Below are 14,325 nucleotides of genomic sequence, written 5' to 3'. Positions count from 1 at the left end.
ATTTTTCAGACCGCGCGGGGAAGGTGGAAAATATGTATAACGTACAATTTCCGAAGCTCGGATGGGAGTTTCACGTGCAAGAAACGGCGTTTCAAATTGGCAACGCACCGATCGCATGGTATGGTATTATCATCGCGGTGGGCTTTATGCTTGCATTCCTGTATGCGATGGCAAGCTGCAAAAAAATGCGCATCAATGCAGATAAGCTGGTCAACTGCGTCTTGGTCGGCATGATTACCGGCATCATCGGTGCAAGATTATATTATGTAATCTTCTACCCTGGGGATAAGTATCTGAACAATCCAATGGAAATCTTTAATATCCGCGAGGGCGGCCTTGGCATCTACGGCGGCATCATCGGCGGGCTTTTGGGCGGTATGCTCACCGCAAAGCTCTGCAAGCTGAAAGTGCCTGCCGTACTGGACATTGCATCCCTGGGATTTCTAATCGGTCAATGCATCGGACGCTGGGGCAACTTTGTAAACCAGGAGGCTTTCGGAAGCCAAACCGACCTTCCGTGGGGAATGGTCAGCGAAGGAACGCGCGCGGTCGTCAATGGGCCCGTACATCCTTGCTTCTTTTATGAATCCCTGTGGTGCCTGATCGGATTTGTCCTGCTACATATTTTCTGCCGCAAATTCAGAAGATATGACGGACAGGTCTTCCTGCTGTATTCCGTCTGGTACGGCATCGGCCGTTTCTTCATTGAAGGGCTCCGTACAGACAGCCTTTTGACACCGATCGCCAATCTGCGCGTTTCTCAGCTGGTAGCGGCGGTCGCCGTTATTGCCGGTGTGATTTTACTGGTTGTGTTCCGCAACCGCACGACGCTTTCCGGCTGTGGATCCGCGGAAGTCATTGCCTTGAACGCGTTGCAGGAGGAAGTACCGGAAGACCTGATTCAGGCAGACGCATTTTCCACTGAGACAGAAGATGCAGCGAAAACAGACAGTCTGGAAGAAGAGATTACGACCGAACCGGAAGAGGACCTTACACCGTTGGAATCGTTCTCAAAAGAGTCATTGGTAAATCCCGAACCATCAGAAGAAAGTTTGGAAAAGGATACAGAGGAAGATAAAGAATAAGGGATAACAGGAGGAATTGGTATGGCTAATTTGATTGATGGAAAAGCAGTATCCGCAAGCGTTCGCGCACAGGTAGCGCAGGAAACCAGGGAATTGATCGCAAAGGGCGTTACGCCGGGATTGGCAGTTGTTATCGTTGGAGACGATCCCGCTTCCCGGACCTATGTCAACAATAAAAAGAAGGCCTGCGCGGAAACGGGGATTCACTCGGAGGAATATGCCCTTCCCGCAACCACCTCACAGGAAGAGCTGATGCGCCTGATCGATGAACTAAATGTCAAAAAGGAAATTAACGGGATTCTGGTGCAGTCTCCTCTGCCAACGGGACTGGACGAAAAGGCGGTTGTGGACGCAATCCTTCCGGAAAAGGACGTGGATGCGTTCCACCCCTCCAATGTCGGGCGCATCATGATCGGCAATTTTCATTATTTGCCCTGTACGCCGGCTGGAATCATTGAGTTGATCCACTCCCAAAATATTGAAATTCAGGGGAAGAACTGCGTTGTAATCGGACGCAGCAATATCGTGGGAAAACCCATGGCGATGCTTCTTCTGCACAATAACGGAACCGTCACGATCTGTCACAGCAAGACAAAGAATTTGAAGGAGATCTGCCAGCAGGCGGATATTCTGGTTGCGGCGGTCGGAAAGCCCAAATTCGTCACAGCGGATATGGTCAAGCCCGGCGCGGTCGTCATCGATGTCGGCATGGATCGCGACGAAAATGGGAAGCTGTGCGGTGACGTTGACTTCGCGGAAGTGGAAAAGATTGCCGGTTACATTACGCCGGTGCCCGGCGGCGTCGGCCCGATGACCATCGCCATGCTGCTGCGCAATACGCTGACAGCTGCAAAATTACAGAACGGATTGATGGAATAATATTTTGGCGACGGAACAGAAAAATAGAAAAAACGAGGTGTTTTCTATGGAGCACCTTTTAGAAAAAATCAATCAGCCGGGTGATCTGCAAAAGCTTTCCCCGTCTGAGTTGGAGGAGCTCTGTTCCGAAATTCGGGAACAGATTATTCAGACGGTCTCCCATAACGGTGGGCACTTGGCTTCCAATCTGGGCGTTGTGGAACTGACGGTGGCACTGCACAAAGTATTCCACGAGCCGGAGAATAAAATTGTGTGGGACGTCGGGCACCAGGCATACACGCACAAAATTTTGACCGGGCGCAGGGAACAGCTCTCCACCATACGAACCCGCGGAGGGCTGTCCGGTTATCCCAACCGGGCAGAGAGTTCCTATGACGCATTCAACGTCGGGCATGCCAGCACCTCCATCTCCGCGGCATATGGGATTGCAATGGCAAAAAAGATTCGGCACGAGCCCGGCCATGTAATCGCGGTCATCGGGGATGGCGCTCTGACCGGCGGCTTGGCATATGAAGGGCTTAACAACGCGGGCCGTTTTACAAAAAATTTTATTGTTATTTTGAATGATAATACCATGTCAATTTCCCGGAACGTCGGGGCGATCGCCCGTTACCTGGCACATATCCGCACCATGCCCGGCTATTTGCGGGCGAAGGGAAACGTCGAAAGCATCTTGCAGAAAATCCCGGGAATCGGGGAGCCGATTCATCATGCAATCTCCAAATCAAAAGCAGCTTTCAAGCATTTGCTGTACAACAATACGTTGTTTGAGGATATGGGGTTCATCTATTATGGACCGTTTGACGGCCATAATTTGCAGCATATGATTGAGGTTTTGGAAAACGCAAAGAAGATCGATCACCCCATTTTGCTCCACGTGACAACCGCAAAAGGCAAAGGGTATTCTTTCGCCGAGCAAAACCCCGGCGTATTTCACGGCGTCTCACAGTTTGATATTGAAACCGGAAAGGCGTCGCTCGCCGGTGAAAACTTTTCCAGCCGGTTTGGTGATTTCCTCTGCGAAGCGGCCGCCAGTGACAAAAAAATATGCGCCATTACCGCCGCTATGCAGATCGGCACAGGCCTGACGGAATTTGGACGGAAATATCCGGACCGTTTTTTCGACGTCGGTATTGCAGAGGAACACGCGGTGACCTTTGCGGGAGGTTTGGCTTCCGGGGGCATGCATCCGGTCTGCGCCATCTACTCCACTTTTTTACAGCGTGGGTATGATCAGATCATCCACGACGCGGCCCTGCAGAATCTGGAAATTACCTTTGCCATCGACCGGGCTGGCCTTGTAGGGGAGGACGGCGAAACACACCAGGGGATTTTTGACGCGGCGTTTCTCAATACCGTTCCCAATACAACAGTTTTTGCACCGTCTTATTACGACGAGCTCTACCTTTCTCTTAGAACCGCTATTTACAGCTGCAGCGGGGTCACGGCTGTCCGTTTTCCGCGCGGCAGCCAGTTGTTTCGTCCGCACGATTTCCAGGCGACAAACGATGCCTATTGCACGTACGGAGATACTGAAGCGGCAAACGTACTGGTTACGTATGGACGGCTCTTTTCGTTTGCCTGCCAGGCATTGCAAAGACTGCAAAAGCAGGGAATCCCCCTGCGGATTGTAAAATTGAACCGAATTAAGCCCATTGCGCAACAGGCGGTTTTGGAAGCCACTAATGCACAGCATGTTTTTTTCTTTGAAGAAGGGATTCAGCAGGGCGGCGTAGGAGAGCATTTTGAATGTATGCTGTACGAAGCCGGTTTTGAAGGGAATTATCATTTACAGGCGATCACAGGCTTTGTCAAGCAATCGTCCATGATGGAATCTCTGCATGATTTGGGATTGGACGAAGCAGGAATGATACAGACCATTCTGCATGCAACACAGAACTGGCAGGGGAGAATACCGAATATTTCATAACAAAAAGAAAGGCTGGGAGCACAGAGGTGGCAGAAAAGAAACGATTGGATTGTCTGATTTTTGAGCTGGGGCATGCACAGAGCCGGGAAAAAGCACGCGCCATGATTATGGCAGGAAACGTCTATATCGACAATCAAAAATCCGATAAACCGGGGACGATGATCCCAGCCGATGCAAAAGTGGAGGTTCGCGGCGAGACGCTTCCTTATGTCAGCCGCGGCGGCTTAAAGCTGGATAAAGCGATGCGCCTGTTCCCAATTTCCCTGGAAAAGAAAATCTGCATGGACATTGGCGCTTCCACCGGCGGGTTTACCGATTGCATGCTGCAAAACGGAGCGCAAAAGGTATATGCCATCGACGTCGGCTACGGACAGCTGGCGTGGAAGCTGCGGACTGATCCGCGGGTCGTCAATCTGGAACGCACCAACGTGCGGTATATTACAGAGGAGCAGGTTCCGGAACAGGTGGACTTTTTCAGTGTGGATGTCTCTTTTATCTCCCTTTGTCTGGTTCTTCCCGTCGCCAGAAATTTTATGGCGGACGGTGCGCAGGCGGTCTGCCTGATCAAGCCGCAGTTTGAAGCCGGGCGCAGCAAGGTGGGAAAGAAGGGCGTCGTACGGGAGCAGAAAACACATGTGGAAGTCATCGAGAAAATCGTGACCTTTGTGTTGGAAAACGGCTTTTCTGTAGAGGGTTTAACCTTTTCTCCGGTAAAAGGGCCGGAAGGTAATATCGAATACTTATTGTATCTCAGTAAAGCGGAACAGACGAAAAGCGTCCCCTTGGATATTCCTGCCCTTGTCGCGGAATCCCATTTACAGCTGGACGGTGGTGCACAGCATTGAACGTACTGATTATCCCAAACCTTACAAAAAACAACGCACAATTACATACGGTCCGTGTTGTCAATCAATTGCGTCAATACGGTGCGTCGGTAACGATGAAATCGGAGCATCAGGACGATTTTCCGGGCTGTCCGATTACATTTGCACCGGATTTTTTTCAGGCGTTACAGGAGTGCGACGTCGTTTTGGCGATTGGCGGCGATGGTACCATTATTCATGCAGCCAAGCACGCGGCTATGACGAATAAGCCGGTGCTGGGCATCAATGTGGGCCGTCTGGGGTTTGTTGCCGGTCTGGAAGTAGATGAGCTGGAAAAGCTGGAAAACCTGGTTGAGGGAGACTATTCTCTGGAAGAACGTATGATGCTGCAAATCAGCTTGAATCAAAGCGAAGAGCTCCGCACCTTTTATGCGTTGAACGACGCGGTCATTTCTCGGGGCTCTCTTTCCCGCATCCTGGACTTGAAGGTTCTCTTTAACCACTCCAACATGTGCGATTACCGGGCTGACGGGTTGATCTTTGCCACACCAACCGGATCGACCGCGTATTCGCTTTCTGCAGGGGGGCCGGTGATTGACCCAAGCATGAACTGTATTTTACTGTCTCCCATTTGTCCGCATTCTCTATTTACACGGACGGTTGTTTTTGGAGAAGACGCAAAACTGGAAGTCCTGCCGAGTCGGGATTCGGAGAGCGAAATATTCCTGACCATCGACGGGGAAACGGCTGTCCCCGTTGGGGATCGCTGTCCAATTTGTATTTCCCGCGCGGCATATACCGCACAGATCATAAAATTGAAACCCAGTAATTTCTATGAAGTAGTCAATGAGAAACTGGCAGAGAGGAGGCCTTGATATGAAAACGAGGCGACACGCAAAAATATTGGAATTGATTAACGAATACAGCATTGACACACAGGAAGAGCTTTTGCGGCGTCTGCGGGAGGACGGTTTCGATGTAACGCAGGCAACGGTTTCCCGCGATATCAAGGAACTGCGCTTGGTGAAAACCCTTTCCCATGACGGAAAGTACCAATATTCAACAGGGAAAGACACCGTACGCGACATCTCCTCCAAGTTCTTCTCCCTGTTGGCGGATTCTGCTCTTTCCATCAACAATGCAAAGAATATCGTTGTGATCAAGTGCCTGACCGGTATGGCGCAGGCTGTTTGTGCCGCTATGGACAGCATTCACTGGGATACTGTTGTAGGCACGCTGGCGGGAGATGACACCATTTTCGTCGTAACAAAAGATGATGAATCCGCTGAACGTCTGACTGCGGATTTAAAAAGAATCGTTGGGTGATGGAATATGCTTTCTCAGCTTTATATTGAGAATATTGCCGTGATTGAAAAGGCGTCCATTGAATTTCAAACGGGTTTTAATGTCCTGACGGGAGAAACGGGCGCCGGTAAGTCCATTTTGATTGATTCTCTCCACGCAGTTTTGGGGGAACGGGTTTCCAAAGATTTGATCCGCACCGGAGCGCGTTCTGCGTTTGTCAGTGCGGCTTTTTCAAATATCAACGAAGCGGTAGAAAAAAAGTTGGAAGAGCTGGGCTATGTTCCGGAAGAAGATGGAACGCTGATCTTACAGCGGGAAATTTCCATGGACAGTAAAAAGGCCTGTCGAGTCAATGGGAGACCGGCCACAGTTTCTGTTTTAAGGGAGCTGGGGTCTCTGTTGATTCACATCCATGGGCAGCACGAAAGCTACGGACTTTTATCGCCAGAGTCCCATATGGGCTACCTGGACCGCATGGGGGTTCCGGAAACGCTGCTGCAACAATATAGAGAAGCATACCGCCGGATGCTCCGTATAAAAAAAGAACGGGATTCCTTTGAGATAGATGAAGCGCAGAAAGCCCGGCAGATCGATTTGCTCACGTACCAGATTGATGAGCTGGAACAGGCGCATTTACAGCCGGGAGAACAGGAAGCGTTGAATGAACAGCGCAAAATGTACCGCAACAGTGAGAAGATCGCGTCCGCCCTTCAATTGGTGGCGGAGGCGCTGGACGGGGAAGAAGGCTCAGTGGGCGCTGTCAGTGCAGTCAGCAGCGCGGCTAACGCTCTTCTGGAAGCCGGACATTACCTGCCAGATGCCGCGGTGTTGGAGGAACGCGTCCGCAGTCTCTGCTACGAGCTGGAGGATTGCAGCGCAGAAATCACCCGGCTGTTTTCGCAAATTGAATACGATCCCGAAGAACTGGAGCAGATCGAGGCGCGGTTGGATTTGCTCTATCGGCTGGGCTTAAAATATGGCAGCAGCACGGAGGAAATGCTGAACTATCTGGAAACCTGCCGGGAACAGCTGCGCAAAATAGAGCTGTCCAATGAGCGGATTGCGCAGCTTACAGCGGCGTATCAGGAAGCCAAAGCGGAAGCGGTTTGTTATGCAGCAAAGCTGTCCCAGCATCGAAAAGAAACGGCGGCACTCTTTTCCGCACGTGTCAAGCAGGAGCTTTCTTTTTTAAATATGCCGCATGTTGATTTCGTGGTTGCGCAGGAAGAAACAGCACTGGACAGCAACGGCTGCGACAAAATCCAGTTTTTGATTTCCACAAACCCGGGGGAACCGGCAAAGCCCCTGGCGCGCATTGCATCGGGCGGCGAACTGTCCCGGATTATGCTGGCGATCAAAACGGTTCTTGCGGGTGTAGATCAGATTCACACGCTGATTTTTGACGAGGTGGATACAGGCATCAGCGGCAGTGCGGCACAAAAGGTGGGCCTGAAACTAAAAGAGGTTTCCACGTCCCGGCAGGTGATCTGCGTGACGCATTTGGCGCAGATCGCAGCATTGGCAAACCACCATTTTTTAATTCAAAAAAACGTCAGAGAGGACAAAACCTATACGGAAGTCCATGCGCTCACCCACGAGGGGCGCAAACGGGAGCTGGCCCGCATCATCGGTGGAGCGGAAATGACCGATCTGACCCTGCAAAATGCGGAAGAAATGCTGCGAATGGCGGGGAATGGGGCTTGACTTTCCGATTTTGTTTGCGTATAATAACAAGCAATGGCTAAGATAGGAAGAAGTACACAGATCCCCTTGGCAAAGAGAGCCCGTGGCTGGTGAAAACGGGAACAAGCGTCTGTGGAAATACCTCCTGGAGCCGCCGGATGGAACGTATGGAATATACCAGTAGATTTGGCCGTTTGGGCGCACGTTACAGCGCACGGGTATGTTTGTACCCATGAGGCCGTATTTGTGAGAATACGGTGAACTGAGGTGGTACCGCGGATGATCCGCCCTCTGCAAAACAGCAGGGGGCGTTTTTTATTTTACAGCCGCCCCCGAAAAATTATTGGAGGTAAGAAAATATGGGAGTCTATGACGAACTACAGGCAAGGGGCTTGATCGCCCAGATGACTGACGAGGAAAAAATTAAAGAGCTGCTCAACAACGACAAAATCACCTTTTACATCGGGTTTGATCCGACGGCAGACAGCCTGCATGTGGGGCACTTTGTGCAGATCATGGTGATGGCGCACATGCAGCGGGCCGGCCATGTGCCGATCGCGCTGTTTGGCGGTGGAACTGGTATGATCGGCGACCCGTCCGGAAAATCCGATATGCGCCAGATGCTGACAAAAGAGACCATCGACCACAACATTGCCTGCTTCCAAAAGCAGATGTCCCGTCTGATCGATTTTTCGGAGGGCAAGGCGATCATGGCGAACAACGGCGATTGGCTGCTTGACTTAAATTACATTGAGTTCCTGCGCGATATCGGCGTACATTTCTCCGTAAACCGGATGCTGGCAGCGGAATGCTATAAACAGCGTTTGGAAAAGGGCCTGTCCTTCTTTGAACTGAATTACATGCTGATGCAGAGCTACGATTTCCTTGAGCTGAACCATCGTTATAACTGCGTGATGGAGCTTGGGGGCGACGATCAGTGGAGCAATATTATCGGCGGCGTAAGGCTTCTCCGCCAGAAGGAAGCAAAAGAAGTCTATGGTATGACCTTCACATTGCTGACCACCAGCGAAGGAAAAAAGATGGGTAAAACGGAAAAGGGCGCCGTGTGGCTTGATCCGGAAAAAACTTCCCCGTTCGATTTTTACCAGTACTGGCGCAATGTCGACGACGCGGACGTAATTCGCTGCCTGAAAATTCTGACCTTCCTGCCAATGGAAGAAATCAACGAGCTGGCCAAGCTGGAAGGCGGCGAGCTGAACAAGGCGAAGGAAATTCTTGCCTTTGAGGTAACCAAGCTGATCCATGGGGAAGAGGAGGCCGTAAAAGCGCAGGAGGGTGCACGGGCGCTGTTTGGCGCAGGCGCCAACACGGATAATATGCCTTCTTCCACAATTACTGCCGCCGACTTTACCGACGGAACAATCGGTGTTTTGGACATGCTTACAAAGGTGAAGCTGGTTCCGTCCCGTGCGGAGGGCCGACGCCTGATTGAACAGGGCGGACTTTCCGTAGACGATGTAAAAATTACATCGATTGGAGAAACACTGACGCTTGCAGGCAACTTTGAAAAGAAGTACGTCATCGTGAAAAAGGGCAAAAAGGTGTATCACAAGGTCACCGTGGAATAAGATAAAATATTAGCATAAGAAAAGAGCAATGCGGTTTTAGCCGCATTGCTCTTTTGCTCTATTTATGATAATTGTTTGGGATACGATCACAGCAGGATTTTTATCGATGGCATGTAATCCAGCGAAAAGAAAGGCCGCAGCTTGTTTTAAAAGCTGCGGCCTTTTTAACATGCTTACGCTTCTACTTTTTTCTGAATGGATTCCAGCGTCTGCTCGAAGTCAGCAGAGGTGACCAGCAGGGAAATTTCCACATCGGAGGTAGAGATTAAACGGACATCCGTCTCTACCTCTGCGGCGGCTTGTAAAATCTTTGCGGCGACACCGGGGGTGTTTTTCATCCGTTCATCGTATACGGCAATCTTACAGTTGCCTCCGCTGACGATTGTTTTGATGCTGTGGTTATCATACAATGCGGAGGTAAATTTCAGAATTTTTCCCAGGTCTTCATCGTTGATTGTAAACGAAATAGTCGTGTAGGCGCCGTGTGTGGGAGCGAGGGAAATCATATCGACATTGACGCCCAACTCGGAAATTTTTTGAAAAATCTTAGCAATAGAAGTAAGCCCAGCTGGGCAATTTTGCAGCGTGACCAGCGTAATATCGTTCAAGGTGGTAATAACTGCTTGCTCCATAATGATTCCCCTTTACTTTAATAAGTCAGACATGTTATAAAGCCCGGCGGGCTGTTTTGCCAAATAGACGGCCGCATTGATGGACCCGTTGGCAAAAACCTCTTTTGACTGTGCCGAATGGGAAAGCGTGATTACTTCATGGGGGCCGGCAAAGATCACTTCGTGTTCACCAACAATAGTACCGCCGCGAACAGAGTGCATACCGATCTCGTTTTGATCGCGCTTTTTGCGCTGGGAATGCCGGTCGTACATGTAGTGCATCGGCCTTGTTTCCGTAGCAGAGATTTCGTCCGCAATCATCAGAGCCGTGCCGCTGGGGGCATCCAATTTTTGATTATGGTGCTTTTCAATGATTTCAATATTAAATTCCGGCCCCAAAACCTGCGCCGCCTTTTTGGACAGCTCAATCAGCAGGTTGATTCCCAGGCTCATATTGCGGGAGTAAAACACAGGAATGCTTTGGGCCGTTTCCTTTACCGCCTGTACCTGTTCCACGTTGTATCCGGTCGTACACAGAACCAACGGCAAGTTTCGGCTTCGCCCGAATACCAACAGAGGGGAAAGGAGCGCCGGATTGGAAAAGTCGATCAATACATCCGCTTCTTCCTGGATTTCTTCCGGCTTTGCATAGATGGGAAACGCATAGGGAGACTGCGTGTGCATGTCGATCCCCGCGACAATTTCGCAATCCTCACGTTCCTTGACGCAGTTTGCAATGACACGCCCCATATGTCCACAGCAGCCGCTTAAAATAATTCTTATCATTTTATCATCCTCCGAGATCCTTCGGGATTGATCAGATCAACTGATATTTCTCCATGATGGCAACCAGCTTCTTCAGTGCGCCGTCGTCCATTGTGGTAAGCGGCAGGCGGCAATTTCCAACATCAAAACCGGCACGGTTCATTGCAGCCTTGATCGGGATGGGATTGACGTCCATAAAGAAAGCGTTCATCAGCTCCACATATTTTAAAGTGAGGGTTCGGCTTCCTTCAACGTCGCCCGCAAAGAATTTTGCGCAAATTTCATGCATTTCCTTCGGCAGGATATTGGCAAACACAGAGACGACACCCTTGCCGCCTAGTACCATCATGGGAAGCGTTTGATCGTCATTGCCGGAATAAAAATGCAGGTTATCGCCGCAAAGGGAAATGCTCTGTGCAACAGAGGATATATCCCCATTTGCTTCTTTAACAGAGTTGATATTCGGATGCTTGGAAAGCTCCAGGTACGTTTCCGGCTTGATATTGCAGCCGGTACGGGAAGGAACATTATAGAGCATCATCGGCGTGTTGACACGGTCCGCAATGTATTCGTAGTGCCGTACCAAGCCAACCTGAGAAGTTTTATTATAATAGGGGGTAACCAACAGAAGACCGTCTGCACCCAGTTTCTCCGCTTCCTGAGAAAGCTTCACTGCATAGGCGGTATCGTTGCTTCCTGTACTGGCAATCACCGGAATGCGCTTGTTGACCTTTTGAATCGCATATTCCAGCGCTTTGCAGTGCTCTTCATGGCTGAGCACCGGGGACTCACCGGTGGTCGCACAGGCAATGAGCGCGTCCGTTCCGTTTTCAATCTGGAATTCAATCAGCTCGCCGTATTTTTTGTAATTGATCGAACCATCTGCATGCATGGGGGTAACCAGCGCGACGCCGGAACCGGTATACAATACTTTTTTCATCAGTAGGACCTCCAAAATGTAGCATAAAAAATTAGAGTGCTTTAATCCAGATATCCTTTTGCACAGAGCAGCTCCGCCATCAGCACCGCGCCGCCAGCAGCGCCGCGCAGCGTATTGTGGGACAGGCATACAAACTTAATGTCATACTGCGTGTCGGGGCGGAGGCGGCCAATGGAAACAGCCATGCCGTTTTCCAGATTGCGATCCAGCCGGGACTGCGGACGGTCATCCTCGCGGAAATAATGCAGGAACTGTTTGGGTGCGCTGGGCAGCTCCAATTCCTGCGGTACGCCTTTGTAGGTCTCCCATCTGCGGACAATTTCCTCCAGCGCTACCTTCTTTTCAAAAGAGGCGAAGACCGCCGCAGTGTGTCCGTCGGAGACTGGGACACGCAGACACTGGGAAGTGATGCACGGAGAAGAGGCATTTACAATCTGTCCGTTTTCCACATGGCCCCAAATTTTCATCGGCTCGTTTTCGGATTTGCCCTCTTCGCCGCCGATGAAGGGAATCACATTGTCCAGCATTTCCGGCCAGGTTTTAAAGGTCTTTCCAGCACCGGAGATTGCCTGATACGTGCAGGCAAGCACCTTTGTAACATTCAGATCCATCAGGGGATGAATTGCCGGAACATAGCTCTGGAGAGAGCAGTTGGATTTTACGGAGATAAAACCGCGCTTGGTCCCCAAGCGTTTACGCTGCGCATGGATGACCTCTGCGTGGTCGGCGTTGATTTCCGGAATGATCATGGGAACATCCGGTGTTCCTCGGTTAGCGCTGTTGTTGGACATAACGGGGCATTCGGCTTTGGCATATGCTTCTTCCAGTGCTTTAATTTCTTCTTTTTTCATATCTACCGCACAGAAGACAAAGTCTACCAGGGCCGCGACCTTCTCAACGTCTGCAGATGCATCAAAGATGATCATATTTTTCATGGACTCCGGCATCGGCGTAGTCATCGCCCAACGGGGCCCAACAGCTTCTTCGTATGTTTTGCCGGCGGAACGGGCACTTGCCGCGAGTGCGGTTACTTCAAACCACGGATGGTTCTCCAAAAGGGTCGCAAACCGCTGCCCAACCATACCGGTTGCGCCGATGATTCCTACATGATACTTTTTCATGATGATATGCCTCCTATAAATATATGTTGCACAGGGACGAAATAACTCTGTTTGCACGGATTCTCCCGGTAAATGTTAAACAATGAAACTGCGTAATAAAAAAACCGGTTGAAAACCGGTCACCAAATCAATATAATAGAACTTGTTCGGTATTTCCCCACAGAAGATCCGCCGATAGCGCTCCATCATAAATCATATGATGACAGTTACAAAGTTATTCACTATTGCAACCAGAGGAACACGTGCCAAATCCGGATTCCCCTTCGGCGGTTTTCCCTTTCCCAACACGCATAACAGCGTTGGCAGCCTATCGCATGGTACTCTTTAAAACCGCACCTCTACCTTGTATATGAAGTTGTAACCATCATACCATGCGGTCTTTAGGTTGTCAATTTTTTCTTTAGTAAACCGAGCCTCCTTCTTTGGGAGATGGAGTTTGAATAAATACTAGGAGATATCAAAAGAGATGGAAGAAAAGTTAAGTACACATGATTTTTATTACGACCTGCCAAAAGAGTTGATCGCACAGACGCCGCTGGAACCGCGGGATTCCTCCCGTCTGATGATTTTAAACAAGAAGACCGGAGCAGTTGAACACAAGCATTTTTATGATGTAATTGAGTATTTAAATCCGGGGGACTGTCTGGTGCTGAACGACTCCCGCGTGTTGCCGGCCCGGCTTTACGGTGTAAAAGAGGACACTGGGGCCAAAGTGGAATTTCTTTTGCTTACGCACCGGGAAAGCGATGTCTGGGAGGTACTGACGGGACCGGGAAAACGCGCCAAACCGGGGACCCGGTTTGTATTTGGCGATGGACTGCTGCACGCTGAAATTCTGGAAATCATTGAAGGCGGCAACCGTTTGGCGCAGTTCCACTATGAAGGGAATTTTTATGAGATTTTGGATCAGATCGGCCAGATGCCGCTTCCGCACTACATTACGGAGGAATTGAAGGACAAGGAACGGTACCAGAACGTTTATTCCAAAGAGATCGGTTCCGCTGCCGCGCCCACCGCAGGCCTGCATTTTACGCCGGAGTTATTGGAGCGGATTCGGGAGAAAGGTGTGAAAGTAGCGTTTGTAACCCTGCATGTAGGATTAGGCACGTTTCGTCCAGTGACAGTGGAAAAAATCACAGAACACAAAATGCATTCGGAACATTATTCGATCAGCAAAGAAACAGCGGATGCAATTAACGAAACCAAGCGCAGCGGGGGACGCGTCATTGCAGTGGGGACAACCAGCTGCCGGACATTGGAGTCTATTGTACAGAAAGAGGGCTGCATACGAGAAAGCAGCGGCTGGACAGATATTTTTATTTATCCCGGCTATACGTTCCGTGCGCTGGATTGCCTGGTGACCAATTTCCATCTGCCAGAAAGCACGCTGATCATGTTGGTCTCTGCGTTGGCAGGATACGAGCATACGATGAAGGCCTATCGCACGGCGGTGGAGGAAAAATATCGGTTCTTCAGCTTTGGCGATGCTATGTTGATTCAATAAGTTTTTTGATTCGTTTTGTATGCAAAAGCTTTTTTGTGTAATTTAGCGTCATAGCGGTTAAAAAGGGTTTTACAACTGCTGGTTTTCGG

13 protein-coding genes, 1 riboswitch and 1 other annotated feature are annotated in these 14,325 nt (G+C 50.1%); of the genes, 9 read left to right on the top strand and 4 right to left on the bottom strand.

The genetic code is table 11. The annotated features are described in order from the left end of the window. The first annotated feature begins 32 nt into the window (after nucleotides 1-32). From lgt to tyrS, 8 genes are all read left to right on the top strand, one after another. On the top strand, nucleotides 33-1,085 hold the full coding sequence (gene lgt, locus BN2106_RS08605; RefSeq protein WP_050698481.1) for a prolipoprotein diacylglyceryl transferase: 1,053 nt from the start codon (nucleotides 33-35) through the stop codon (nucleotides 1,083-1,085). A gap of 21 nt (nucleotides 1,086-1,106) precedes the next feature. Then, complete coding sequence (folD, locus tag BN2106_RS08600; RefSeq protein WP_050698139.1) at nucleotides 1,107-1,964, top strand: bifunctional methylenetetrahydrofolate dehydrogenase/methenyltetrahydrofolate cyclohydrolase FolD; 858 nt, start codon at nucleotides 1,107-1,109, stop codon at nucleotides 1,962-1,964. 46 nt (nucleotides 1,965-2,010) lie between these two features. Beyond that, nucleotides 2,011-3,894, top strand: a complete 1,884-nt coding sequence (gene dxs, locus BN2106_RS08595) for a 1-deoxy-D-xylulose-5-phosphate synthase (RefSeq protein WP_050698480.1) — start codon at nucleotides 2,011-2,013, stop codon at nucleotides 3,892-3,894. Between the two features lie 26 nt (nucleotides 3,895-3,920). Continuing rightward, nucleotides 3,921-4,739 (top strand): TlyA family RNA methyltransferase, encoded by an 819-nt coding sequence (locus BN2106_RS08590; protein WP_050698138.1) that lies wholly within the window; start codon nucleotides 3,921-3,923, stop codon nucleotides 4,737-4,739. After that, the gene (locus tag BN2106_RS08585; RefSeq protein ID WP_050698137.1) at nucleotides 4,736-5,593 is read left to right on the top strand and encodes an NAD(+)/NADH kinase; all 858 of its coding nucleotides are present in this window, start codon (nucleotides 4,736-4,738) and stop codon (nucleotides 5,591-5,593) included. Before BN2106_RS08590 ends, BN2106_RS08585 begins: the two co-directional genes overlap by 4 nt. A 1-nt stretch (nucleotide 5,594) precedes the next feature. Continuing rightward, nucleotides 5,595-6,044: an arginine repressor gene (locus tag BN2106_RS08580; RefSeq protein ID WP_050698136.1), complete on the top strand. Its 450-nt coding sequence runs from the start codon at nucleotides 5,595-5,597 to the stop codon at nucleotides 6,042-6,044. A 6-nt stretch (nucleotides 6,045-6,050) separates the two neighbouring features. Next, nucleotides 6,051-7,727, top strand: coding sequence for a DNA repair protein RecN (recN, locus tag BN2106_RS08575; RefSeq protein WP_050698135.1), 1,677 nt, complete (start codon nucleotides 6,051-6,053; stop codon nucleotides 7,725-7,727). 30 nt (nucleotides 7,728-7,757) lie between these two features. Beyond that, nucleotides 7,758-8,001, top strand: a binding site (T-box leader). A gap of 64 nt (nucleotides 8,002-8,065) precedes the next feature. Then, a complete protein-coding gene (gene tyrS, locus BN2106_RS08570; RefSeq protein ID WP_050698134.1) occupies nucleotides 8,066-9,295 on the top strand; it encodes a tyrosine--tRNA ligase in 1,230 nt (409 codons plus the stop codon). 173 nt (nucleotides 9,296-9,468) lie between these two features. Here tyrS and BN2106_RS08565 read toward each other — a convergent pair whose 3' ends face one another. From BN2106_RS08565 to asd, 4 genes are read right to left on the bottom strand one after another with little or no spacing between them, the layout of a single operon-like run. Continuing rightward, nucleotides 9,469-9,927, bottom strand: coding sequence for an ACT domain-containing protein (locus BN2106_RS08565; protein WP_050698133.1), 459 nt, complete (start codon nucleotides 9,925-9,927; stop codon nucleotides 9,469-9,471). 12 nt (nucleotides 9,928-9,939) lie between these two features. After that, entirely contained in the window at nucleotides 9,940-10,692 is a 753-nt protein-coding gene (dapB, locus tag BN2106_RS08560; RefSeq protein WP_074017472.1) for a 4-hydroxy-tetrahydrodipicolinate reductase, read from the bottom strand. Between the two features lie 31 nt (nucleotides 10,693-10,723). Further along, nucleotides 10,724-11,611: a 4-hydroxy-tetrahydrodipicolinate synthase gene (gene dapA, locus BN2106_RS08555; RefSeq protein WP_050698132.1), complete on the bottom strand. Its 888-nt coding sequence runs from the start codon at nucleotides 11,609-11,611 to the stop codon at nucleotides 10,724-10,726. Between the two features lie 41 nt (nucleotides 11,612-11,652). Next, nucleotides 11,653-12,732 (bottom strand): aspartate-semialdehyde dehydrogenase, encoded by a 1,080-nt coding sequence (asd, locus tag BN2106_RS08550; protein ID WP_050698131.1) that lies wholly within the window; start codon nucleotides 12,730-12,732, stop codon nucleotides 11,653-11,655. A gap of 167 nt (nucleotides 12,733-12,899) precedes the next feature. Then, nucleotides 12,900-13,081, bottom strand: a riboswitch (Lysine riboswitch). Between the two features lie 117 nt (nucleotides 13,082-13,198). Between asd and queA the strand changes: the two genes are divergently transcribed. Then, a complete protein-coding gene (gene queA / locus BN2106_RS08545) occupies nucleotides 13,199-14,236 on the top strand; it encodes a tRNA preQ1(34) S-adenosylmethionine ribosyltransferase-isomerase QueA (RefSeq protein ID WP_050698130.1) in 1,038 nt (345 codons plus the stop codon). Nucleotides 14,237-14,325 lie beyond the last annotated feature (89 nt).

Origin of the sequence: Anaeromassilibacillus senegalensis (genome assembly GCF_001261775.1) — a bacterium.
In the GTDB taxonomy this organism is placed as follows: domain Bacteria; phylum Bacillota; class Clostridia; order Oscillospirales; family Acutalibacteraceae; genus Anaeromassilibacillus; species Anaeromassilibacillus senegalensis.
This window is presented reverse-complemented; position numbering and strand designations above follow the sequence as displayed.

What these genes read in the sequence shown, in the direction of transcription:
- lgt (WP_050698481.1), top strand. Translation starts at nt 33, where the DNA reads ATGTATAACGTACAATTTCCGAAGCTCGGATGGGAGTTTCACGTGCAA.
- folD (WP_050698139.1), top strand. Translation starts at nt 1,107, where the DNA reads ATGGCTAATTTGATTGATGGAAAAGCAGTATCCGCAAGCGTTCGCGCA.
- dxs (WP_050698480.1), top strand. Translation starts at nt 2,011, where the DNA reads ATGGAGCACCTTTTAGAAAAAATCAATCAGCCGGGTGATCTGCAAAAG.
- BN2106_RS08580 (WP_050698136.1), top strand. Translation starts at nt 5,595, where the DNA reads ATGAAAACGAGGCGACACGCAAAAATATTGGAATTGATTAACGAATAC.
- recN (WP_050698135.1), top strand. Translation starts at nt 6,051, where the DNA reads ATGCTTTCTCAGCTTTATATTGAGAATATTGCCGTGATTGAAAAGGCG.
- tyrS (WP_050698134.1), top strand. Translation starts at nt 8,066, where the DNA reads ATGGGAGTCTATGACGAACTACAGGCAAGGGGCTTGATCGCCCAGATG.
- BN2106_RS08565 (WP_050698133.1), bottom strand. Translation starts at nt 9,927, where the DNA reads ATGGAGCAAGCAGTTATTACCACCTTGAACGATATTACGCTGGTCACG.
- dapB (WP_074017472.1), bottom strand. Translation starts at nt 10,692, where the DNA reads ATGATAAGAATTATTTTAAGCGGCTGCTGTGGACATATGGGGCGTGTC.
- dapA (WP_050698132.1), bottom strand. Translation starts at nt 11,611, where the DNA reads ATGAAAAAAGTATTGTATACCGGTTCCGGCGTCGCGCTGGTTACCCCC.
- asd (WP_050698131.1), bottom strand. Translation starts at nt 12,732, where the DNA reads ATGAAAAAGTATCATGTAGGAATCATCGGCGCAACCGGTATGGTTGGG.
- queA (WP_050698130.1), top strand. Translation starts at nt 13,199, where the DNA reads ATGGAAGAAAAGTTAAGTACACATGATTTTTATTACGACCTGCCAAAA.